The sequence below is a fragment of the Chloracidobacterium sp. genome (assembly GCA_016711345.1).
Lineage (GTDB): Bacteria > Acidobacteriota > Blastocatellia > Pyrinomonadales > Pyrinomonadaceae > OLB17.
The window spans coordinates 3,295,709-3,319,036 of record JADJTD010000001.1 but is presented as its reverse complement, the minus strand read 5'-3'; the positions used below and the strand labels follow the sequence as shown (position 1 = coordinate 3,319,036).

Sequence of the window (23,328 nt, the reverse complement as noted above, 5' to 3'; positions counted from 1 at the left end):
TTTATATTAGTTGCCGTAGCCAAAACCACGGACGCGCGCCGTTCCGATGTTAAATCCCGCGACGAATGCGTTGGTTTCAAAAACTGCGTTCAATGCTCCGGCAGCTTCAGGCCTGAGGGTTACCGAAACGTCGTCCAAATTCACGCGCTCCAAACCAAATCCCGAATTCGAATTTGCGGGTAGCGCCAGATCAAACAGCGGAATACGTGCGACGACCGATCCATTGGCCGATACAAGTCCAGTCAAAACAATTCCGGAAGCTCCCGTGGTATCAATAATAAAGCTCTTTAACTTGACCTTCGTGGAGCCTCTCGTCAAAGTAAGGCCGCCGCTGTGAATGATCTCACCGCGAAGTGTTGGACGGTCAAGAGTTCCGTCCGCAATCGGGAAAGTTGCTTTACCGTTTCGCAATTGGGCGGGGAATACCTTACCAGGTGCGATGTTCAAAGATGTTAGGGCGCCAATGAAATCAGAGCTGAGAACGACACTCGTCGAACCGTGAATAAGCTCTATCTGGGGCGAAGTCTGTTGTCCACCTGGATTATTTGACTGTGCAAAAGTCAGACCGACAGAAACTGATAGGATAGCGATCAAAAGAAATATTTTTTTCATAATTATTCTCCTTAAGTTGAATTAAATTAGCGAACGAAATATGGCTTTCGATAAGCGAGGTCAAACGGATTCAATTTTTTTCAAAAAAAATCCGACAAGTAGAAAATTTTACAATTTAGAAACCTATTTCCAAGTATCTGCTTCCGAAGCGGCGATTTTGCATCAGGAAGCGGTTCCGGATAGCCGGAACCGCTTGTTGGAATGTATAAGATGCGGAAAAATAGAGGATTTTTGGATGGATGTTCTTAATCGCCGTACCCGAAGCCACGTACACGGGCAGTTCCGATACCGAAGCCGGCGACAAAAGCGTTGGTTTCGAACACAGCGTTCAGCGCGGTAGCTGCCTCTGGCCTGAGTGTTACTGACACGTTGTCTAAATCCACACGTTCGATATCAAGGAAGATAGACGAACTAGTTGGAAGGGTTAGGTCAAACAGAGGAATACGACCAACAACAGCTCCGTTAGCAGATACAAGTCCCGTCAGGATGATTCCGCCTGTACCGGTGGTGTCAATGGTAAAGCCCTTCAGTTTAACCTTGGTGGCACCTCTCGTTAAGGTCAGGCCGCCATTGTGCGCTATCTCTCCTCGGAGTGTTTGACGATCAAGTGTTCCGTCTGTTATCGGAAAAGTTGCGATTCCGTTGCGAATCCTAGCTGGAAATACTTTGCCGGGAGCTATATTTAGCGCGGTTAGTGCCCCGATGAAGCCAGAGCTTAGCTCAACCGAAGTCCCGCCGTGAATAAGTTCAATCTGGGTTGTTTGTCCGGATGGGCGATTGTTCGACTGTGCGAACGTCAGGCCGACTGAAATTGATAGCATCGCAATCAAAAGAAAGATTTTTTTCATAATTATTCTCCTTAAAATAAATAAAGTTAATGAACGAAATATGGATTTCGGCAACCTTGTTGAAACGGATTCACTTTTTTTCAAAAAAAATGCTCGCCATAAGCGAGCATGAATATCTGGAGTTTTTTTTTAGCTCTTTTAACCTTTCGCTTTCTTGATCTCTTCTACCATTACAGGGACGGCATCAAAAAGGTCGCCGACAATACCATAATCCGCTATATCAAAGATCGGCGCTTCGGAATCCTTATTAATGGCAACAATTGTTCCTGCGTTTTTCATTCCCACGATGTGTTGGATAGCGCCTGAAATGCCGAGGGCAATGTAAACCTTCGGTGCGACCGTCTGCCCGGACGAACCGATCTGCCGGTCAATTGGCAGCCATTCGCTATCGCAGATCGGACGCGAGGCGGCAAGGTCGGCACCTAGAACATCTGCAAGCTGCTGAGCAAGTGCAATGTTCTCCTGCGATTTGATGCCGCGTCCGACTGCAACGATGATCTCGGATTTGGTGAGATCGACAGTCGCTTTAGCCTCCTGAAACGGAGCCTCAGGAGTCATACGAATATCGCCGACCATGACATTCATTGTCTCGACCGCAGCAGTTCCGTTTTCGGCATTCTCGCCGCGAAAAGCACCTGATTGGAAGGTCACAAAATACGGAGCATCGCCGCCGATAGTAACATCTGCATCGAGTTTCCCAAGGAAAATGCGCCGGCTCAGAACTAGTTTTCCGCCCTCGGCCTTGTAACGAATACAATCGCCGACAACTTCACGTCCAAGCCTTGCTGCAACCTTCGGTGCAAAATCACGCACTTGATATGTATGCGACATCACAACATACTGTGGATTCGTGGCTCTGATAACCTGCTCCCAGGCGTCAGCGTAACCATCAGGCGTGTATGTTCCAAGCTTCTCGTTCTTGGCAACAATCACCTTTTCGAGACTATAACCTGCGATCTCCTGTGCCAACGCGCAATCCTTATCGCAAGGCAGAACAGCCGCGACCTTTAGCCCGAGGTCTTTTCCAATGCTCTGCGCCGCCACGATCGCCTCAAGCGAGGTCTTATTTAGGACGCAGTCTTTGTGCTCGATAAATACTAAGATCATATAACTCGAACCTCCGTTCTAAGCCTTTCGACCAACTCGACGGCACCGGCCTTAGCGTCGCCGTTACCGAGTATTTGCGTCTGCTTTGTTTTCAGAGGCATGTAAACTTTTTCGATCTTCGCTGCCGAAGCAAATGCCTCGACTGAAGGTGTGACCTCACGAATTTCCTTGCTCTTCGCGGCCATAATGCCCTTGAGCGATGCATAACGGATCTGTGAGATGCCGGATTGGATCGTAAGCAGCGAAGGCAGCTTATACGTGAACCACTGATACCAACCGCTCTCAAGCTCGCGTTTGACGCGAAGCGTATCGCCGAGGCTTGCTCTATCAACCTCGATCACAATAGTCGCATGCGGTATGCCGAGCAATTCGGCAAGTATCACTCCCGTCTGGCCATAGCTCGCATCATCGGACTGTAATCCTGTAAACACAAGATCGGCGTTCTCATCACGAATAGCATCCGCGATGGTCTTTGCGATCTGATACGCTGAGAGCGTCTTGCTGTCTTCAACAACAATGTGAATCGCACGGTTAGCTCCGCGAGCCAGAGCGTCTTTTATGACGGTCTTGGCCGTCTGAGGCCCGAGCGTACAGACAACAACCTCACCTTCGCCTTTAGCCTCAACAGTCCGCAGAGCCTCTTCAAGAGCGTACCCGTCAGACTCGTTCGTCTGCTGCGAAATGTCAGCCTCATTAATCCACTTCTCGTCGCCCCCAATGCGAAGAACCGCATCCTTATTGGCGACTTGCTTCATTAAAACAATAATTTTCATTTTTGTAGCTCAAATGCAGAAGCCCGGGCATAAACAAGCACGTAACTCTCACAGTCGGGTGTTACGCTTTTGCTTATGCTCGGGCTGCCGAACTAGTCTTCATACCTCTTAAAGATCAAACAAGCATTGGTTCCGCCAAATCCAAAATTATTCGACAACACATAATCAACTTTAGCCTCACGAGCCTGGTTGGGTATGTAATCGAGATCACAATCTGGATCGGGAAATTCGTAATTGATCGTAGGCGGCAATTTATTTTCCATTATCGCCTTTACCGAAAATACTGCCTCCAGGCCGCCCGCAGCTCCAAGAGCATGGCCGGTCATTGATTTTGTAGAACTAACCGGAATTTCGTAGGCTCGCTCGCCAAAGACCTTCTTGATAGCCAGCGTCTCAAATTTATCGTTGTAAGGTGTCGACGTGCCATGAGCATTGATATAGTTGATCTGCTCAGTTGTAATTCCTGCATCCTTCAATGCCCGCTCCATCACGCGAATCGCTCCGGAACCAGTCTCATCCGGCATTGTTACGTGAAATGCATCACCGCTCATTCCGTAACCAACGATCTCGGCAAGAATATTGGCACCACGCGCCTTGGCAAATTCAAGTTCTTCAAGGATCATCAATCCTGCGCCTTCACCGATCACAAACCCATCTCTTTCGAGATCGAACGGACGAGAGGCGTGCTTCGGATCGTCATTTCGTGATGAAAGAGCACGCATCGATGCAAAACCCGCAACTGACATAGGAGTGATAGCACTCTCTGCACCGCCGCAGATCATCGCATCAGCGTCACCGCGTTCGATCAAGCGAAAACTGTCACCGATAGCGTGAGCACCGGCCGAACAAGCTGTTGCAGTCGCTGAATTCGGCCCCTTTGCACCGTGTCGTATCGAAACATTGCCCGATGCAAGGTTGACGATCGCCGAGACAATAAAGAACGGCGATACACGATCAGGGCCAGAGGCGAGAAGCTTTTCGTGTTCACGCTCGATCGCCCAAAAATCGCCGATACCCGAACTTATATAAGTACCGATCATCTCTGCGTTCGAATCATCAATGACAAGGCCGCTGTGTTTCATCGCCTCGTCAGATGCCGCCAAAGCAAAGTGCGTAAACGCACCCATTCGGCGAGCTTCCTTCTTGTCAAGAAAACTCAACGGATCAAAATCCTTAACTTCACACGCGAATTTGGTCGAATATTTCTCGGCGTCGAATTTCTTAATGTAATCCGCACCGTTCTCGCCGTTCATCAACGCGCTCCAAGTCGTCGGCACATCGTTTCCGCACGCCGTAACCAAACCGAGTCCTGTAACTACTACTCGACGTTTCATAGATCGTGATTAGTGAACTGTGAATCGCAAATAGAAAAATACTATTCACATTTACGATTCACTGCCTGCCAATTAGCCTTTGTGCTGTTCCACGTATGCGTATGCATCGCGGACGCCTTGGATCTTTTCTGCGTCTTCGTCGGGAATTTCAATATCAAATTCCTCTTCGAAGCGCATCACGAGTTCGACGAGGTCAAGTGAATCCGCACCGAGATCCTCGATGAAACGTGCGTTTTCCGTAACTTCCGCTTCATCGACCCCGAGTTCGTCGACGATGATCTGTTTGATCTTATCCTGTACTTCTGACATATTTTCTCCTATTTTTTATTGCGTTTCTAAAGTATTTCTCAAACTCTCAGTATTTTCAATGTTGGTATAGATGACATCCTTAGCTATCTGTCTTACCAATCCCGTCAAAATCTTGCCAGGGCCGATCTCGATAAATTTACCGACACCGTTAGCGGTCATATTCTCGATCGTCTGGAGCCATCGCACCGGCGACGAAACCTGTCGCGTCAGTCTGTCGCAAACGCTCGATGCATCAGTATTCATCATCGCATCGACATTATGCAATATCGGAAACACAAAGTCGCCGTACTCTAGTTCCGCGAGATCCTCTGAGAGCCTTTTTTGTGCAGGCATCATCAATTCACAATGAAAAGGAGCTGAGACATTTAGCTTTATCGCTCGTTTCGCTCCCTTTTCTTTCAATATCTCACACGCACGATCAACCGCTTCGGCATTCCCCGCAATAACAACTTGCGATGGCGAATTTATGTTAGCCGGACTGCACACTTGTCCTTGAGAAGACTCTGTACAGGCCGCCTCGACAGTTTCGACATCGAGACCAAGTATCGCGGCCATTGCACCGACGCCAACCGGAACCGCTTCCTGCATATACGTCCCGCGGTTACGAACAGTTCGCACTGCTTCGGCAAAATCCAAAACACCCGCAGCAACCAACGCCGAATACTCGCCCAGACTGTGACCTGCAACGTAATCAGGTTCGGGCAATCCTTCTGCCATTGCTGCATGATAAGCAGCGACCGACGCAGTCAGAATTGCTGGCTGAGTATTAGCCGTTAGCTGTAGCTCAGCCTCGTCACCAGAAAAACACATCTCCGACAACGAAAAGCCTAGAGCATCGTCGGCCGCCTCAAAGACTTCTCTAGCCGCCGTAAAATTGTCAAATAGATCTTTTCCCATGCCGACGGATTGCGATCCCTGACCCGGAAAAATATAAGCGCTCTTAGACATTTAATCTAAAATCCAAAATCTAAAATCGAACCACCGTTCCGCCCCAAGTAGCTCCGCCGCCGAACGCGGTCAACAGCACAAGACTTCCCTCTTTAACACGGCCTGATTGTATGCATTCATCCAACGCGATAGGTATCGACGCCGAAGATGTATTCCCATGCTGGGCAATATTCGAATAAACTTTTTCTTCCGGCACGCCAAGTCGTGACGCAACGGCATCGGTTATCCGTTGATTCGCCTGATGCGGAATGACAAGATCGACATCATCTACCGTATAACCAGCCTTTGCCAACATTTCCGCAGAAATATCTGCCATCGAACGCACGGCAACCTTGAAAAGCTCATTGCCTTTCATCTTAAAAAAGTGATCGCCGTTATCTATTGTTTGATGTGTGGTTCCGAGCTTCGTGCCGCCGCCGGGAGAATAAAGCTGATCTTCGTAACGGCCGTCAGAACGTATCTTTGTCGCGAGAATTCCTTTACCTTCCGGCACCGGCCCTAGCACCGCAGCTCCCGAACCGTCACCAAAAATTACGCACGTTCCGCGATCTGTGTAATCAACATACTTAGTAAGAACTTCCGCACCTATAACCAATGCATGCTTGATCTGGCCTGTTTTGATCATTGAATCGACCATCGTCAAACCATACAAAAAACCCGAACACGCCGCAAAAACATCCATGCCGGCGGCATTTGTCGCTCCGATTTTTGCCTGAATCAACGCACCGGTTGAAGGCATTATTTGATCTGGAGTCGTCGTCGCACAAATAATAATTTCGATGTCAGTCGCATCAAGCCCTGCACGTTCCAACGCCAACGTCGCTGCCTTTGCTCCGAATTGCGAAGTGTATTCGTCGGGTGCGGCCTTATGGCGCTGCTTGATGCCGGTGCGCGTGGTTATCCACTCATCGTTGGTATCGACGATCTTTTCCAGGTCGGCATTCGTTAAAATACCGTCCGGATAAGCGTGTCCCATCCCGATGATTCCCGCATTAACCATTAGTTATTGAGTTCATGGAGTTTATTGAGTTTGTTGAATTTTTTGAGTTCGTCGAGTTTTCTGATTTCAACTCTATAAACTCTACGAATTCAATAAACTCTAGAAACTTTTATTCCGCGTTTTTGACGTCGATTATCTTTCGGCCTTTGTATGTTCCGGTCTTTGCATCGATGCGGTGCGGCACCTTTGTCTCGCCCGAATCTTTATCCGTGTAGAACTGCGGCGTTGTCAGAGCGTCGTGAGCACGACGCGTACGCGTGCGTGCATGTGAATGTCGTCGTTTTGGATTTGGCATTAGTTACCTCAAAAATAATTGGCCGCAAAAAGCACAAGAATCGCAAAAGTTATGTTAATGACTTTTACGCCTTTTCGCGGCTAGTTCAAATTCTTCAACGCCGCCCAACGAGGGTCTATCTCGTTGTCGGCACACTTACAATCTATCAAATTTCGGTTCGCACCGCATTTCGCACACAAACCTTTACAATCTTCCTTACAAAAAACCTGCTCCGGCAAAGCCAGCAAAAGCTGCTCACGAACTACTTCTGCAATATCGATCTTGCCGTCGATCACCAGCGATTCGTCAAGCTTGTCGACTCCGACCTCGATCTCATCCGCGTTTGGCTCTTCGATTGCATTGACGAAAATATCTTCAAATACAACTTCGACCTGATTCTCAACGGGTTCGAGACACCGCGTACAATTAAGCAAAATATCTGCCCTGATCGCTCCACGGATATGGGCTTTGCCATCCAGTCGCTGCGATTCACCCGCAAATTCGGTCTTGCCCTTGAGCGTCGCATCTTCGCCTTCGAGATCGATCTCCGCAGGATCGAATGCGATCGCGATAGCCTTCGCAACTTTTCCTACACTGTCCAGATCGATGATCATTGTCAAAAGCTGCCTTTAGTAGCCAAAAGGCAAAGGGTAATTATAGTGTCTGGGTGTAGAGTGTCAACCTGCGAACGGGCTTGCCAGTGTCTTGATCGGGATTTTGAGTCCTTTCCCTTTTGTCTTAACTTGCTTTCTTTGGAGGATGGCGGAGGTATTTTCCCGCGGAGATGGCCAAGAGACATGCATGCAGCGATGAAGAGTACTATCAAGAGGTCTGATGAGTCGATGACAGCAAAATGGTGAACGAGCACATAAGCTATGCAGAGCTGCCCAATTTTTCGATGGCTTTTTGGGGTTGTAAAATGGCTTTTTGGGGGTCTCCGATTGCCCTTTTGACACTTTAATTTGTTCTACTTTGCTTTCGTGGCCTATTTGCGGGATATTCTTTCCCCGCAAAAGACCGCAGAAATTCAAGAAATGTCAAAAAACAAGACTAACGGGTCTAGCTGGCAGTTAAACTCAGTAACCATCAGACAGTATTTTCCCCCGCTTATCTAAAGCCGCTATCCGTACCGACCGCTTCGTCAAAGGTCCTAAATCCTCGCCTCTTTATGATACCTGACAGGCCATTATTGATTTCCTTTGCAAACCCAGGCCCGCCATAAACAAAGCCCGTATAGGCCTGAATCAGCGAAGCCCCTGCAGCGATCTTTGCAAATGCATCTTCAGCAGTAAAAAGCCCGCCGACCCCGATTATTGGCAGCCTGCCTTTTGTGTGACGAAATACTGCGGATATGAGATCGTTAGCACGTTTTTCAAGCGGTTTTCCGCTTAATCCACCTGCACCGATCTGCTCGATATTTTGGCTGACCAGGCCGTCGCGCAAGATCGTTGTGTTCGTCGCAATAATTCCCGAAATTTCAAATCGCAACACAATATCGACAACAGTTTCTATCTCGCCCTCAGTAAGATCAGGTGCGATCTTCACAAGCAAAGGCTTTGTTCCAAGCTCTACATTTCGATTTTTCAACGCTCCGAGAAGTTCTTCTAAACTGTCGCCACGCTGTAGTTCTCTAAGATTTGGCGTGTTTGGCGACGAGACATTGACCGCAACATAGTCGGCAACCCCGTGAATTATCTCAAAACACTTCAGATAATTTTCTGTCGCCTCTTCATTTGGAACGTCTTTATTCCTGCCGATATTCACGCCGACAATGCATCGACGATCTAGTTTCTTCAACCGTTCAGCCACCGCCACAGCACCGTCGTTGTTAAATCCAAGCTGGTTGATTAACGCTTTGTCTTCCGGCAACCGAAACATTCGCGGCTTCGGATTTCCCGGCTGCGGTTTATGTGTAACCGTGCCAACTTCGACAAATCCGAATCCCATTGAAGCGAGTTGATTGACAACGACTCCGTTCTTATCGAATCCGGCGGCGATTCCAAGCGGATTCGCAAATTTCAGCCCAAATAGCTCTGTAGGGTCAAACTCAACGTCTTTCCAGCCGGATGCAAGCCCGCCAAGTCCGAGTTTCAACGCCTCGATCCCAAGTTCATGCGCCCGCTCGGCGTCCAAACCAAACATAATGGGTCGAATCAGTTTTTGCCAAAGTTTGGACATAACAGTCGATTAAATTCTAGTTGAACATACCTTTAATCAAAACTTCCTAACTCCAATCTTTGAACTTTCAACTTCCCTTTGCTACGATTTGCTTTCTAATGGCAGACGAACTACATCTGATTGAAAAGTCGCGGATCATGGATTCGGCGGCAATGAAGCGAGCCCTGCGGCGGCTTGCCACTGAGATCGTTGAGAAAAACAGCGGCCCTAAAGATCTTTACATAGTCGGCATCCGCCGTCGGGGCGTGCCTCTTGCAGAACGCATTGTCGAAAAGATCGAAGCCCTCGAAGGCGAGCGTCCGCTCTATGGTATTCTCGACATTACCCTTTACCGCGACGACCTCTCAACCGTCGGAGCCAACCCGATCGTCAATCGCACAGAACTTGAACATGACATCGAGGGCAAGAAGATCATCTTGGTGGACGATGTGCTCTATACCGGCAGAACGATTCGAGCAGCTCTCGATCAGTTGATGGATTTTGGCCGCCCAAAACGCGTCCAACTTGCTGTCCTCATCGACCGTGGCAAAGAACATCGTGAGCTGCCGATCCAAGCCGATTTTGTGGGAAGTTACGTTCAAACAACGCCGGACGAGATCATTAAGGTCATGCTAAAAGAATTTGACGATGTTGAAGCCGTTGGCATTTTTGAAAGGCCGACAAGTTAGTTTTTTTTGAAGCAAGGTAAACACCTTGCTTTTTTGTCGGAACGCAGACTGCCAGGCTGCGAGTAACCAAATGGAAAAGCCCTTCCGAAGACGCGACCTACTCGGAATCCGCAATTTGAGCTCCGCGGAAATCATCGGCATTCTCGACACGGCTGAAAATTTCTCAGAGATCTCAACACGAGAAGTCAAAAAAGTTCCGGCCCTTCGCGGCAAGACGATCATCAATCTTTTTTTCGAAGCCTCAACCCGCACACGCACATCATTCGAACTTGCGGCTAAACGACTTTCAGCAGACGCCGTTAATATTAGCGTGTCCTCTTCCAGCCTTAGCAAAGGCGAGACGCTCTTAGATACCGCATTAAATCTCGACGCGATGGCCCCTGATTGTATTGTGGTTCGTCACTCGAGCGCAGGCGTTCCGCATCAGCTTGCAAAAGTAAGCAAAGCCGCTATCGTCAACGCCGGCGATGGCTCCAACGAACATCCGACTCAGGCACTGCTTGACGCGATGACGATCCGAGAGCACAAAAAAACAATTGCGGGCCTTGAGGTCGCTATCGTCGGCGACATTCTACACAGCCGCGTCGCACGTTCTAACATTCATCTGTTAACAAAATTAGGTGCAAAAGTCCGGGTCGCCGGCCCCGGAACGCTCGTACCCGAAGACTTCCAACATCTTGTCGAAAAAGATTTACAGGTATGTGGCCATATTGAGGACGCCATCGTCGGAGCCGACGTAGTGATGATCCTACGCATCCAACGCGAGCGTCAAGATTCGGCATATTTCCCAACCCTTCGCGAATACGCGATCCACTACGGCCTGACAAACGAACGTCTCGATCTTGCAAAAAAAGACGCAATAGTCTTACATCCCGGCCCGATGAATCGCGGTATCGAGATCTCGTCCGACGTAGCCGACAGCTCTCGTTCACTCATTTTAGATCAGGTAAAATACGGCGTCGCCGTTCGCATGGCAGTACTATATTTAGCAACCGGCGGCACTATGGGAAACTAGAATTAAGGGGAATAATGAAATGAAAAAAATATTTGTAATTAGTTTGTTCGCAATTTTATTGTCGGCCTTGCAATCGTTTGCACAGGCACCTGCCAAAGTTTTCACGGAAAAAGATCGTGACTTTGCTTTAAAATATTTGAACGACACAAAAGCCGACTACATCGTGCAACTGACAAATCTGTCTAACAAGCAGCTTAATTTTCGCGCAGCCGAAGGCCGTTGGACGATTGCCGAGATCGCAGAACATATCACTGTGGTCGAAACCGCTCTGTTTGGAACGGTTACAGATAAGGTCCTGAAATCGCCCGTGCCTGAGTGCAAAGATCCTTTTCGAGTTGCCGACACGGCGATCATTCTATCAGTCACAAATCGACAGCAAAAATTCACTGCGCCTGAACCGGTTCGCCCAAACGGCCGCTGGAAAACCCGCGAAGACCTGATCTCCAGTTTTGAAAAGACTCGCAACACAACGATTGACTTTATTAAGAACAACCAACTCGATCTGCGCAACCATTTCGGCCAGGCCCCGATGGGAACAATGGATGCTTATCAATGGATATTGTTTATGACAGGCCACAGCGAACGCCATCTAGCTCAACTGAAAGAAGTAAAGGTCGATAAAAAATACCCTAAAAAATAACGGCATTCGAAAATGAAACTTCTTATTGCAAATGGCCACCTAATCGATCCTGCTCAGGGCCAAAACAGCGGGATGGATGTACTTATTGAAGACGGAAAAGTCACGGCGTGGATCGGTCGTGGTGAAGATAAACCGGAGGATGTTGAGACCTTTGACGCCACAGGCTTGATCGTTGCTCCGGGCTTTATCGACATGCACGTCCATCTGCGTGAGCCGGGACAAGAGCATAAGGAAACGATAGCAAGCGGTTGTGCAGCGGCAGTTGCGGGCGGTTGGACGAGCGTGTGTCCTATGCCGAATACAAATCCGGTCAACGACAACGCCGCGATCACTCGGTACATGATCGAACAGGCCGAGCGTGCCGGGCTTGCGAATGTTTTCCCGATCGGTGCGATCACAAAATCCTCCGACGGATCGGAACTGGCCGAGATGGGTGAAATGAAAGCGGCCGGTGCGGTTGCGGTTTCTGACGACGGACGTCCTGTGCCGAACGCCGGAATTATGCGTCGTGCGATGCAGTACGCCCGCGATTTTGATCTGCCGGTGATCGATCATTGTGAGGACAAGTCACTCTCAAGCGGCGGCGTTATGCACGAAGGCCGGATCTCGCTTCTACTCGGTCTCAAAGGCATGCCAGCTCTTGCCGAAGACATCGACGCCGTCCGCGATATTATTCTTGCCAAAGAAACCGGCTCGCACATCCACATCGCGCACGTCTCGACGAAAGGTGCGGTCGAAGCGGTACGCCGTGCAAAGGCAGAAGGCATTAATGTCACCTGCGAGGTCACGCCGCATCATTTCACGCTGACCGACAAATCGGTCGAGGGCTACGACACCAACACCAAAATGGCGCCGCCTTTGCGATCCGAAGAACATCTCGAAGCCATCATCGAAGGCATTAAAGACGGCACGATCGACGCCATCGCTACCGACCACGCACCGCACCACGCAGACGAAAAAGCTCTAGAATACGACCGTGCCCCATTCGGCATTATTGGACTAGAAACAGCTTTAGGTTTAGCATTTCAACAGATTGTAAATAAAGGGATTATCGATTTAGTCAGATTGGTCGAATTGTGCTCATCAAACCCGGTAAAGATATTCAAATTGAAAGACCGCGGAACGCTTCATCCCGGGTCAATAGCTGATATCACTATCATTGATCCCGACCTGAAATGGACATATAAGAATAGTGAGTCACGTTCAAAATCCCGAAATTCACCATTCGACAATTGGGAATTCACTGGTGCCGCAGTAGCCACTATGGTCGGCGGTAGAATTGTGTATCGTCGTCAGTAAAGTCTTTTTTTATATGTCTCATCAGAATTTGCGCCAGTGTCGCTGTCAAAACTCCTCTGATGCGACAGCCAACGAAACAGGATTTGGTCGAAGGCGTAAAAACGTAACAATATTATCCCGAGGACGCCCTACAACCAGTTGGCGGTGAACGTAGTCGAATGACGAATTTTGTGTAAGATCGGCGTAAGCTGTTGTCCCAAACACACTGTTAGAGGAGTTCAGAATGCCGCTAGCAAATGGATATCCCAGAGTAATGGCCCCGGCTCTATAAATTGCGCCGTTCCAGACATTGGGACTATTAACGATGTAATTACCATTGCTTAACGCAGTAACGCGCCCGTTTCCTATCACATCCGACGAAGCCGAGCCCAGTAGTGAGTTCCGGGCGGTGATTGGCCCTGTAATTCCTGTAGTTCCATTTCCAAACGTCACGGCACCGACATCTGTGATTGGCCCGTTATCCCAACTGCTATTGATCGTTACATAGCTTCCGTTGGCCAGAGCAACGGTGTACCATCCAAGGCGATCATTCGTAGACGAGCCAACCAACGAATTTGCGTTCGAGACAACACCGGTCGTTCCACTGATTCCATTTCCCAATGTTACGGCGCCGGCATCCACAATTGGACCGTTATCCCAGTAAGGGCTACCGACCACATAATTGCCGTTGGTCAAAGCGGTCACCGAATAGCCGCAAACCCAATCACCAGGCGTCGAACCCACGAGCGAATTCGCGGATGTTACATGTCCAACTACGCCATTGGTGCCATTTCCAAATGTGGCAGCTCCAACCGTCACACCAACTTCGTTCGTCCAGCTTGAATCGCATACAACATAATTACCATTCGTCAGTGCGGTAACTCCGGCAAATCCAACAGATTCGCCCGCGACAGTGCCCACAAGGGAATTTGCTTCCGAGATCGTCCCCGTCAACCCCGTCGTCCCGTTAGCAAAAGTTACCGCACCAACATCCGTTATCGCACCGTTATCCCAATCGGAGCTGTTTATCACGTAATTGCCGTTTGCTAGCGCGATCACCCCCATGCCTGGATTGTCCGGACCCAGACCGCTACTGCCAATCTGATCATCGGTTTTTGTTCCCACCAGCGAATTCGAAGACGATACGGCACCTGAAACGCCGACTGTCCCATTTCCAAACGTGATCGCGCCCGCGTTTGACATTACACCGTTATCCCAAATATAGCTGTTAACGACGTAGTTTCCATTACTCAATGCAGTAATACCGGCGTAACCAACTTTATCATAAGGCCGTGAGCCGACAAGAGAATTGCTCGCTGTTACAATGCCTACAGTTCCTGTTGTTACGTTGCAAAATGTTACTGCTCCTACGTCCTGGATCGAACCGTTATCCCAGCCGGTGCTTGTGACAACGTAATTTCCATTTTTCAACGCAGTGACTATGCCAACACCGGAGCCGACCAGCGAGTTCGCAGATGAAACCACGCCGGTGATGCCGGTCGTTCCGTTGCCAAATGTCACCGCGCCAGTAGTATTATTCACTTTTCCGTTGACAACATAATTGCCATTCGTTAATGCGGTGATTTTGTTGCCGACGTAAGCCGGGTACATCGAACCGACAAGCGAGTTCGCGGCGGACACCGGTCCAACGGTGCTGCCGTCAGCCTGACATAATGTCGCGGCGCCCGCATCGGTAATTCCGTTGCCGTCCCACAAATAGCTTCCAACTACATAGTTACCATTGTTCAGTATCGCAATGTTTGCCGGCGTCAAACCCGGATCATTTTTGAAACCCACTGCATCGCCTGATGAGGCTCCTACAAGAGAGTTTGCTGCGGAGATAGTAGGCGGACAGCCTGTTGTCTTACTGCACCAGGTTACTGCACCTGCGCCATAAACGGTGCCGTTGTCCCAATATGGACTTGCGACAATGAAATCACCACTAGGCAATACAAAGATTCCCTGATTGCCAACCTGATCGTTTTGGTTCAGCCCTGTCATGGCGCTGATCAATGCACCTGTACCGCCGTCGTACAGGTAAACGGCTCCGACATCCGTCAGTCCATTCAAAGAAAAACTTGGGTCACTGACCGCAATATTTCCATTTGGCAAAGCAACCACTTGTCGGCCGAATTGCCAGCTTCCGGCCGGGCCGATAATGTTTAGCTGCGATGCTAAAACACTTAAGGTGGTACTAACCAAAAGAACTCCGAGAATAAGCGACATGGAAATTACGATTCTAGTGTTTTGCATGAATTTGATACCTAATTTCAATTTTGGCAGATTATTACAGGATTTGTTGACGGGAAATGGTGGAACGAAAAGGGAGTACGTCAATGAAATTATACCAAAACATTGACCAAAAAATAGAAGTTATTAGTAATCATCATCCGTACTCACTTTGTCTATCGCTGCTGATTGTGGCAAATTAACAAAATATGGAATTCCTCTCCGACCCGCAAGTTTGGATCGCTTTCGCTACGCTAACGGTGCTTGAGCTCGTGCTTGGCATCGACAACGTAATTTTCATCTCGATCCTGTCCGGCAAACTGCCGCCTGAACAGCAGCCGAAGGCTCGATACATCGGCCTGGGTTTAGCTCTGGGCATACGTATCTTGCTTCTGCTTTCGCTTTCATGGGTTATCGGTCTCGTTGAACCGCTATTCAGCATCGCAGGACACGGCTTGTCGGGCAAAGATCTGGTTCTGCTCATCGGAGGCCTTTTTCTGATCGGCAAATCGACGCACGAGATCCACGGCTCGCTCGAAGGCGAAGAAGGACACGATTCCAAGAAGAGTTATTCCGGTTTCGTCAGTGTAATTGTGCAGATCGTACTGCTCGACATCGTCTTCTCGCTAGACAGCGTGATAACGGCGGTCGGCATGATCTCGACTACCTACGGCTCGAACGGTATCTACATAATGGTAACGGCGGTCGTAATCTCGATCATCGCCATGATGCTCTTCGCTGGTTCGATCGGAGCATTTGTTCAGCGTCATCCGACCATTAAAATGCTCGCACTCTCATTTCTTTTGCTGATCGGTGTAATGCTGGTCGCCGAGAGTTTCCACCAAACCATTCCGAAAGGCTACATCTACTTCGCGATGGCATTCTCGGTGCTGGTCGAGATCTTAAACATGAAGCTCCGCAAAAAAGCTCCTCCGGTGCATTTACACAAGCAGTTTTCGGAAGATGACCAGCAAGCCGCTGTTAAGGGGTAAAGGAGATCGGCGCTTCAAAATAACACACTTCCCGCGTAATCGGATGTGGAAATGCCAACTTCCATGCGTGAAGGCATAGGCGGCTGAATTCCCTGCCGCCTCGCTGGATGTCTCCGACTATGGGATGGCCGATCATCTCGCAATGAATTCGAAGTTGATTTGTGCGGCCAGTAACTGGTTCAAGTTCGAGCAGAGTTGTATCGGCAAATCTCTCGCGAACCTGGAACTTAGTTTCCGATATCTTGCCGTCATCTTTCACACCCCAATATTTCAGATCTGCAAAACGCCCGATCGGAGCATTCAACGATCCGTCGTCCGCTTCGACTAAGCCATCGACTAACGCAAGATACCGCTTCTCGACACACTTCTTCATAAAATGTTCCGACAGTATTCGATGTGCTCTCGCTGTCTTTGCAACGACGAGCAAACCGGAAGTTTGTTTGTCGAGTCGATGCGGCAAACCGGGACGGATCAGCTTTGGCGAATTCGCGTTCAAATAAAAACTCAGCGCGTTCATTAGCGTTCCGTTGTTCTCACGGTGCGACGGGTGAACGAGCATTCCGGTCGGTTTGTTGACGACGATCATTTCCGCATCCTCAAAAATAATATCGAGAGCAACATCTTCCGGCCGCATTGCGGTGCCGCGCGAAAGGTCGGCCTCAAGCTCGATAAAATCATTTTCACGCAGTAGATACCCCGAGTTCACGAAATAGCCGTTAACCTCGCATTTACCTGTTTTGATGAGTTCGCGCAGGTACATTTTGCTGAGGTCGCGCATATTATCAAAGAGATATTCGCCCAGCTTTTGCTTGCGCGCGGCTGCCTCGATCTCGAAAGTTAGCTTTGTGATTTGTCCGTTGTCCATCCGCGTTGTAATTTTAACTCGTGGAACCCGAGATCGAAAAACTCATTACAGGATTGCCTGACGCAGCCGCTGCGCGGCGTTTTCTTGACAGTTTCGAAGAAAAGCATCCGACCGAACACGCAAAACTCGTCAACAACGTTGCCCTGCTCTCCGATGTAGCAACGCTCGCAGCGTTCAGTCCGCTGCTCGCCACAACGATGCTGCAAAATCCGGAATATCTCTGGTGGCTTAACAAAAGGCGGGCTGAATCAGGCGGGCGTTCATCCGAAGAACTGCTCGAATCGCTTGAAAATTTCTTCGCTGAAAACGCCGATATCGAACCGCAGGTTGTCTTTGCCCGATTTCGCCGCCGCGAACTTCTGCGCATTTATCTTCGCGACATTCGGCGGCTTGCGACGATCGCCGAGATCACCGAAGAGATCTCTAATCTTGCCGACGCGATCCTCGAATCGGCTCTACAGATCGCTCGTCAGGAAACAGACGCGCGATTTGGAACTCCAAACGGATCTGATGGCGAATCTGTCCGCTTTTGCATTGTTGCGTTAGGAAAACTCGGGTCTCGCGAACTAAATTATTCGTCCGACATCGATCTGCTTTTTCTGTATTCCGAAGAAGGCACCACAACCGGCGGCAGCCGCGACAAGGTCACGAACCGCGAGTATTTTGTAAAGCTCGCCGAGCACGTTCGCCGTCTTGTCGGCCAGCAATCCGGGGAAGCAGCCTATCGAGTTGACCTCCGTTTGCGACCGCACGGATCGCTTGGTGCGTTGACGCTTTCGGTCAATGACACGATCCGCTATTACAAAAACGAAGCTCGCGGTTGGGAGCGGCAAGTGATGATCCGATCGCGCGGCTGCGCGGGCGATGTCGATCTATTCAAAGAGTATTTTGCGGCTATCGAGAGTTTGGTTTTTTCTGAAAATGAAACTGTCGAAGCCGCACTCACCAATGTTCGCCGTTCGAAAGAGCGTATGGATCTCGAGAATACCAACCGGCGAGGTTTCAACGTCAAGCTGGGAAGCGGCGGCGTGCGTGAGATTGAATTTCTTGCTCAAGCGCTGCAGCTTGCATACGGCGGGAAAGACAAATGGCTTCGCAGTCCGCATACGCTGATCAGCATCGCCCGGCTCACTGATCGCGGGCATTTTAAGAAAGCAGAGTTGACGCAGCTGTCGTCCGCATACGAATTTCTTCGACGTACCGAACATATTTTGCAGATGGAAAATGGCGTCCAGACGCACACTGTTCCTGACGAAGCTGAGAAACGCGCACTCATCGCGCATCGCGTAACATTTGCAGCGGGCGGCAATTTTGAACGCGAGCTGAAAGATCACACAAAAAATGTCAGCCGCATCTTCGCGCGAGTTTTTGGCGACGCTGCAGTGTCAGAACCGGGAGCGATAGCGACTGGGCTCCTGTTCGAAAGCGAAGAAAAGAACCCAGTCGCTACCGCTTCCGGTTGTGACTCTTACTTCGCGACTATTGCACCGCACTTTGCGGCGATGCTTGCGACGAGTTTGCGGCTTGCGGGCGACGTTGCTGAAAGCGATGCGGAATTTGTCGAGCCGGACTACGCGACGATCATGAAAGACGCGGTCACGAGCGAAGGCGAGACTTCCCTTCGTCCGCGTCTCGCGGCTATTCGACAAACTTGGTCGCGTCAATTGCTCGATATCGTCGTCCATGATGTCCATGAAACGATAACGATACGCGACGCAAAGCGTCTACAAACTGCCCTCGCTGAGGCAAGCATCGCCGCCGCGCTTGAGATCGTAAAAGATGAGCTTGCGTTAAAATATACAACGAAGGTTGGCGATCTTCCGCTCGTCATTCTCGCTCTCGGCAAGCTCGGTGGACGCGGCCTCGATTACGATTCAGATCTCGATCTGGTGATCGTTTACGATGACGCGTCGCCCGTTCCCGAAGGCGTCACGCACGCCGAATTTTACAGTCGTGCGGTTGAAATACTGGTGACTATTATTTCGGCGATGACGCGCGACGGCAATCTTTACAGGGTTGATCTTCGCCTGCGTCCGTATGGTTCAAAAGGCCTGACGGCGATCTCGAGTGATGCATTTCTAAGATATATGCGCGAGACGGCTGCTATTTGGGAGCTGCTTGCTTTTGTTCGGCTGCGTGCGGTCGGAGGCGATATCGCATTGGCCGAAGCGGTCGAAAAAGAAACGCGAACTATCATTCACAACCGTGCTGCGAAAACTGAAAGTGCAGAGTTGGCCGCCGAAACTGTGCGTGTGCGTCATTCCCTCGAACAGCAGCGTGCCCGCGCTCGCCGAAGCAAAGAGATCGACATCAAGTATGGTTCCGGCGGAATGCTTGATGTGTATTTCGCGATGAGATTTCTACAGTTGCGAGACAATGTGCCCGACGACAGCGAAGACCGTTCGACGCCGTTCATGCTCAGACATCTCGCCGCCGCCGGTTCGTTAGAAGGTGAAATGCTAAAGGATCTGCTCGCCGGTTACGAATTTCTTTCGACGCTGGACCACAACCTGCGTCTAACTGTCGGACGCACAAATCGGATTCCGCTTGCCAACGAGATCGCTCTAAAAACTATCGCCGCCCGCATGGATCTCGAATCGCCGTCCGATCTGCTCGAACAACTAACCCTCCACCGCCTCAACATCCGCGAAGCGTTTGACAATATTGTGCAAAAGCCCGCACCTTAGTAAGGGCGATACACTCAACACAATAAACACACAGCCAATCATGCAGAAGCCCGCACGCTAGTTTGCAAAAAGCCCGCACGTGAGTAAGGGCGAAACACTCAACATAATGAGAACACTGTCTTTTCTGCCCGCTCCCACACACTGTGTTATCAGGAGTGAAATAACAAATGAAAAAACTATTCGCAGCAACATTAGGATTAGTATTACTGGCAGGCGTTCTCGTCGTTGGCTCGGCTGCCGATGTCGCAACCACATCCGCCGCCGCCGAACAGAACCAGAACCAGAACCAAAACCGCAATTCCAATAGAAATTCAAACCGCAATTCAAATCGCAACGCAAACAACGGCGACGACGACGATTCAAACAACAACGCGAACGGCAACAACAACCGCGACGATCACCACCAACGAGGCAAACACCGCAACAAACGCAGCCATTCCGACGACGATTAGGAAGAAGACGGCTGAAACCGTCGGGAAATCGCCAAATTCTCACAAAACCTTATAAATACTGGCTGAAAGCTACTTAAAAGAGCCCTTTTTTTTCCCCGCACTTTGCGAAATGCGCCGCGCACTTGCCGATATGAAACGTGCGTTTATCAAAGTGCCAGCCGCATCTGGCTAGATGTCACACGCATATGGCATTGTGTAACGTGCATATGTTGAACATCAATCCGCATATATCGAACTGTAACTCGCATTTGCCGTTGCTCTGGGCGCAATTCTGAAGGCGCTCGTCGCACGCCTTGCAACGCCGACAGCCATCATCTTGACTTCGGTCAATCCATGATGCTGCATATTTAACATAAAAAGGCTGCGATTCTCACTGCAGCCTTTTTTAATTTACTAAAGCCTTCCGACTTTACTTCTCTTTTTCTTCAACCGGAGCTGCCGTTGCCTGCTCGTTGATCTGGTAGGCGGCCAGTTCGCCTTTTTTCATGTTGAACATACGGCCCGAAGCGTCATCGACTTCGTAATCGGGTTCTTTGTCGTTAAAGATGATCTGATTGACAGGCTGGCCTGTCATCAAACTCACGCCGACGAGGCCGGAGCCTTTTTCCTCTTTGCCTTTGACGGTCGTCAGGACGTAATAGACGTTGCCGGCTTGCTTGGCGGCGGAATACTTTTTCGCCATCGTAAGCTGATAACTCTGCATCAGGTTGAGGAAGTTCGAGTTTTCGTTGAACGCAGAATTATAGTCGCCGCGCTGTGCGTAACTCGTTTCCATTCCCTGCGACATCGCGGCTGCCGTGATCGTGATCGCCGTCATCACTATCGACTGCCAGCCGGAAATGCCGGGAGCGTCGTACTTTGTGGACCAGGCGATGTCGCGTGTCTTCGGGTTGAACGCAAGCAAATGCTGCATTCCGCGAATCACGACCGTTCCGTTTTCCTGTCGAACAAGCGAAACAGGATTGTCAGTCGTGTCCGGGCCTTTCTTCATAAAGCCGCCGATGCCGCCGAAAGCGACCGCAGCAACTTTACCGGCAGTCGCACCCGCGCCGACCTTGAACTTGAATTTCAGCGGAATTTTGTAAGCCTCTTTCACCTTGCCCTGACTCGTCATGTCGAGGCCGATCAGATTCTTTTCGTCAGCGATGAGCAGCGAATTGTCGTCGGGCAAGATCATCATGTTTGTGATCGATTCTTTCGCACCCGTGTAGATCCAGTTCGTGTTGCCGGAAGTTTTATCAAGAGCTACGACGCCGATCGGGCCCTTCTTTTGCCATTCACCTTTCTTGCCGCTAAAGAATTGTCCGCCCATGCGTCCGTAGATCACGCCGTTGTAAAGCTGCATCTCGGCGATGCCGCCTTTACCAAAATCTTTGGTCGTCCACTTGATCGCACCGGAGTTTCTATCGATCGCCCTGATAATTCCCTGCGCCGAAGTGTAAATAACATCACCGTCAAAAAGCGCTTGGCCATTGGTATTTTTGAGCGAACCGTCGGTCACGTCATAGATCGTTTTCCAAACAAGTTTGCCGTCAGCGAGATTATATTTATGCAGCCCGGCGTAAGTCATATACATCGAATCGCCGTCAATGATCGGCGGATTTTCGCCGCTCAGATCAAAGCGGTCACTTCCGCCGCCGCCGCTGCCGAGAAACATCGCAGACGTCCCGCCGCGTTTCTTCTTTTCAATGCCGTAAAGATCAACCTTTTCGCTATATTCGCTCTGCCAAAGAAGTTCGCCCGTGGACATCTTCAGCGCGATCAGATCCGGCTTGTCTTTGTTGCGACGATTGTCCTGGATCGTGATAAACACGATCATGTCTTTTTTATAAACAGGCGTCGCTTCAACCGTGAAGCCGAGCATCTTGTCCGTCTGCCAAACCGTCGCGCCCGTCAGCATATCAAGTGCCGTGATCTTCGTCTTACGCTGCGCCCAGCCGCTGTTATCCGAAATAAGAATGAGCGGCGTTCCCGGCAGGTCTGTGTATTCTTCCTCTTTGATGTCGCCAAGATCGCTCCGCTGCCAAACCGGTTTCCCCGTCGCTCCGTCAAGCATCACAACGCCGTTGGAAACGCCCGCAGTCACATTGCCGGTCTCCATCAGCGAATACCATTTCGCACCTTTGAACGACCAAACGGGTGTATCCGCAAACACCGTCGGCAGGCAAAAAACAAGGACAGCCATTGCGAAAAACAAAAGCGAAAGCGATCTCCGTGTCGAGGGCGCACTACGCGCATTAATTCTAAAAACTGAATTCATATAACAAAACTTTCTCCCTTTGATTTACTGCAGAAATGACATCCAAAAAAATGCGTAGGAGTTAATAAGAGTTTAGGCAACAAGAGTGTGCAGCGTCAAGATGTTGCCTCAGTTTCACAATCAATGTAGAATCATTTTCATTACAAAATGAGAGTTCAACAAATGGATATGTTTAGGTTACTGCCTTTAACGGCAATCGTTATTCTTTGTATTTCGGCTGCAGTTCACGCTCAGTCCTCCGCAGACGATTATCTTACATGGACCGCTTCGCAGGCTGAGGCAATTGGAAAATCCACGCGCGAAAACGGCAAGGCCGGTCGTCACGGAATATTTGACACTCGTATCATAAGTACAAATAAGGCGTTAAATTATTATGTTCGGGCGACATTGATGACGCCTGATGTTATCCGTGCGGCAGCGAGGTTACAGCAATTAAAAGAACGTCTCACCAACGATCAGACAAAGAAAATTGTAAAAGATGCGGAAAACGCTGGAAACTTGGTAATTATGATCGAAATAGATCCTAACGAGGGTTCCGGGGTAATACCATTAGACTGGCGTGTATTTTTACAACCAAAAGGCCTAAAGTCTGGTTCTGAAGGGGCAATTACCGGTGTTAAAGCTCCGCAACTTAGGAAAATGCCGGCTCTCTCAGGTGTCTATGGACGAAATTACGAGTACGACATTTTCTGGGTAACTTTTCCATTGGTTGATGAAAACAAGAAACCGCTACTGTCGGACGATGTACAAGATATACAACTCATAGTCGGCATTTATAGTAGTGAAGCGCGGATATCCTGGAAAATGCGGGATTCACTTCGGGAAAGGATCAAAACTCTGTCTGCAAAATAGGAGAAAC

23 protein-coding genes are annotated in these 23,328 nt (G+C 49.6%); 8 read left to right on the top strand and 15 right to left on the bottom strand.

Annotation, left to right across the window (positions count from 1 at the left end; genetic code table 11):
- Nucleotides 1-6: 6 nt before the first annotated feature.
- The 11 genes from IPL32_13875 to IPL32_13825 all read right to left on the bottom strand — a co-directional run bounded on the left by IPL32_13875 (nt 7) and on the right by IPL32_13825 (nt 9,383).
- Entirely contained in the window at nt 7-612 is a 606-nt protein-coding gene (locus IPL32_13875) for a hypothetical protein (GenBank protein MBK8466913.1), read from the bottom strand.
- A 245-nt stretch (nt 613-857) separates the two neighbouring features.
- On the bottom strand, nt 858-1,460 hold the full coding sequence (locus IPL32_13870; protein ID MBK8466912.1) for an HtaA domain-containing protein: 603 nt from the start codon (nt 1,458-1,460) through the stop codon (nt 858-860).
- Nucleotides 1,461-1,598: 138 nt separating this feature from the next.
- Nucleotides 1,599-2,567 carry an electron transfer flavoprotein subunit alpha/FixB family protein gene (locus IPL32_13865; protein MBK8466911.1) on the bottom strand — a complete coding sequence of 323 codons (969 nt, stop codon included), beginning with the start codon at nt 2,565-2,567 and terminating at the stop codon, nt 1,599-1,601.
- Complete coding sequence (locus IPL32_13860) at nt 2,564-3,340, bottom strand: electron transfer flavoprotein subunit beta/FixA family protein (protein ID MBK8466910.1); 777 nt, start codon at nt 3,338-3,340, stop codon at nt 2,564-2,566. Before IPL32_13860 ends, IPL32_13865 begins: the two co-directional genes overlap by 4 nt.
- A gap of 92 nt (nt 3,341-3,432) precedes the next feature.
- Nucleotides 3,433-4,674, bottom strand: a complete 1,242-nt coding sequence (fabF, locus tag IPL32_13855; GenBank protein ID MBK8466909.1) for a beta-ketoacyl-ACP synthase II — start codon at nt 4,672-4,674, stop codon at nt 3,433-3,435.
- A gap of 72 nt (nt 4,675-4,746) precedes the next feature.
- Complete coding sequence (locus tag IPL32_13850) at nt 4,747-4,983, bottom strand: acyl carrier protein (GenBank protein MBK8466908.1); 237 nt, start codon at nt 4,981-4,983, stop codon at nt 4,747-4,749.
- A 15-nt stretch (nt 4,984-4,998) separates the two neighbouring features.
- Nucleotides 4,999-5,931 carry an ACP S-malonyltransferase gene (gene fabD / locus IPL32_13845; protein MBK8466907.1) on the bottom strand — a complete coding sequence of 311 codons (933 nt, stop codon included), beginning with the start codon at nt 5,929-5,931 and terminating at the stop codon, nt 4,999-5,001.
- Between the two features lie 19 nt (nt 5,932-5,950).
- Entirely contained in the window at nt 5,951-6,931 is a 981-nt protein-coding gene (locus IPL32_13840; GenBank protein MBK8466906.1) for a ketoacyl-ACP synthase III, read from the bottom strand.
- A 109-nt stretch (nt 6,932-7,040) separates the two neighbouring features.
- Entirely contained in the window at nt 7,041-7,226 is a 186-nt protein-coding gene (rpmF, locus tag IPL32_13835; protein ID MBK8466905.1) for a 50S ribosomal protein L32, read from the bottom strand.
- Nucleotides 7,227-7,306: 80 nt separating this feature from the next.
- Nucleotides 7,307-7,819 carry a DUF177 domain-containing protein gene (locus IPL32_13830; protein ID MBK8466904.1) on the bottom strand — a complete coding sequence of 171 codons (513 nt, stop codon included), beginning with the start codon at nt 7,817-7,819 and terminating at the stop codon, nt 7,307-7,309.
- Nucleotides 7,820-8,312: 493 nt separating this feature from the next.
- Nucleotides 8,313-9,383 carry a quinone-dependent dihydroorotate dehydrogenase gene (locus IPL32_13825; protein MBK8466903.1) on the bottom strand — a complete coding sequence of 357 codons (1,071 nt, stop codon included), beginning with the start codon at nt 9,381-9,383 and terminating at the stop codon, nt 8,313-8,315.
- 116 nt (nt 9,384-9,499) lie between these two features.
- On the opposite strand from IPL32_13825, the gene pyrR reads away from it, so the two are divergent.
- The 4 genes from pyrR (at nt 9,500) to IPL32_13805 (ending at nt 13,005) form a co-directional block, all read left to right on the top strand.
- Entirely contained in the window at nt 9,500-10,051 is a 552-nt protein-coding gene (gene pyrR / locus IPL32_13820; GenBank protein MBK8466902.1) for a bifunctional pyr operon transcriptional regulator/uracil phosphoribosyltransferase PyrR, read from the top strand.
- A 70-nt stretch (nt 10,052-10,121) separates the two neighbouring features.
- Complete coding sequence (locus IPL32_13815; protein ID MBK8466901.1) at nt 10,122-11,066, top strand: aspartate carbamoyltransferase catalytic subunit; 945 nt, start codon at nt 10,122-10,124, stop codon at nt 11,064-11,066.
- 19 nt (nt 11,067-11,085) lie between these two features.
- On the top strand, nt 11,086-11,706 hold the full coding sequence (locus IPL32_13810) for a DinB family protein (protein ID MBK8466900.1): 621 nt from the start codon (nt 11,086-11,088) through the stop codon (nt 11,704-11,706).
- 12 nt (nt 11,707-11,718) lie between these two features.
- The gene (locus tag IPL32_13805) at nt 11,719-13,005 is read left to right on the top strand and encodes a dihydroorotase (protein ID MBK8466899.1); all 1,287 of its coding nucleotides are present in this window, start codon (nt 11,719-11,721) and stop codon (nt 13,003-13,005) included.
- Nucleotides 13,006-13,050: 45 nt separating this feature from the next.
- Here IPL32_13805 and IPL32_13800 read toward each other — a convergent pair whose 3' ends face one another.
- Nucleotides 13,051-15,237 carry a hypothetical protein gene (locus tag IPL32_13800; protein ID MBK8466898.1) on the bottom strand — a complete coding sequence of 729 codons (2,187 nt, stop codon included), beginning with the start codon at nt 15,235-15,237 and terminating at the stop codon, nt 13,051-13,053.
- Between the two features lie 185 nt (nt 15,238-15,422).
- On the opposite strand from IPL32_13800, the gene IPL32_13795 reads away from it, so the two are divergent.
- Nucleotides 15,423-16,205, top strand: coding sequence for a TerC family protein (locus IPL32_13795; GenBank protein MBK8466897.1), 783 nt, complete (start codon nt 15,423-15,425; stop codon nt 16,203-16,205).
- Here IPL32_13795 and IPL32_13790 read toward each other — a convergent pair.
- The gene (locus tag IPL32_13790) at nt 16,195-17,070 is read right to left on the bottom strand and encodes an RluA family pseudouridine synthase (protein ID MBK8466896.1); all 876 of its coding nucleotides are present in this window, start codon (nt 17,068-17,070) and stop codon (nt 16,195-16,197) included. The genes IPL32_13795 and IPL32_13790 overlap by 11 nt on opposite strands.
- Nucleotides 17,071-17,090: 20 nt before the next feature.
- Between IPL32_13790 and IPL32_13785 the strand changes: the two genes are divergently transcribed.
- Together IPL32_13785 and IPL32_13780 are read left to right on the top strand one after the other, a co-directional pair.
- Nucleotides 17,091-19,757, top strand: coding sequence for a hypothetical protein (locus tag IPL32_13785; GenBank protein ID MBK8466895.1), 2,667 nt, complete (start codon nt 17,091-17,093; stop codon nt 19,755-19,757).
- A 167-nt stretch (nt 19,758-19,924) separates the two neighbouring features.
- Nucleotides 19,925-20,209: a hypothetical protein gene (locus IPL32_13780; protein MBK8466894.1), complete on the top strand. Its 285-nt coding sequence runs from the start codon at nt 19,925-19,927 to the stop codon at nt 20,207-20,209.
- A 216-nt stretch (nt 20,210-20,425) separates the two neighbouring features.
- On the opposite strand, the gene IPL32_13775 is transcribed toward IPL32_13780, so the two are convergent.
- On the bottom strand, nt 20,426-20,563 hold the full coding sequence (locus IPL32_13775) for a hypothetical protein (GenBank protein MBK8466893.1): 138 nt from the start codon (nt 20,561-20,563) through the stop codon (nt 20,426-20,428).
- A gap of 55 nt (nt 20,564-20,618) precedes the next feature.
- A complete protein-coding gene (locus tag IPL32_13770) occupies nt 20,619-22,394 on the bottom strand; it encodes a PQQ-like beta-propeller repeat protein (protein ID MBK8466892.1) in 1,776 nt (591 codons plus the stop codon).
- 222 nt (nt 22,395-22,616) lie between these two features.
- Between IPL32_13770 and IPL32_13765 the strand changes: the two genes are divergently transcribed.
- Nucleotides 22,617-23,321: a hypothetical protein gene (locus tag IPL32_13765; protein ID MBK8466891.1), complete on the top strand. Its 705-nt coding sequence runs from the start codon at nt 22,617-22,619 to the stop codon at nt 23,319-23,321.
- Nucleotides 23,322-23,328 lie beyond the last annotated feature (7 nt).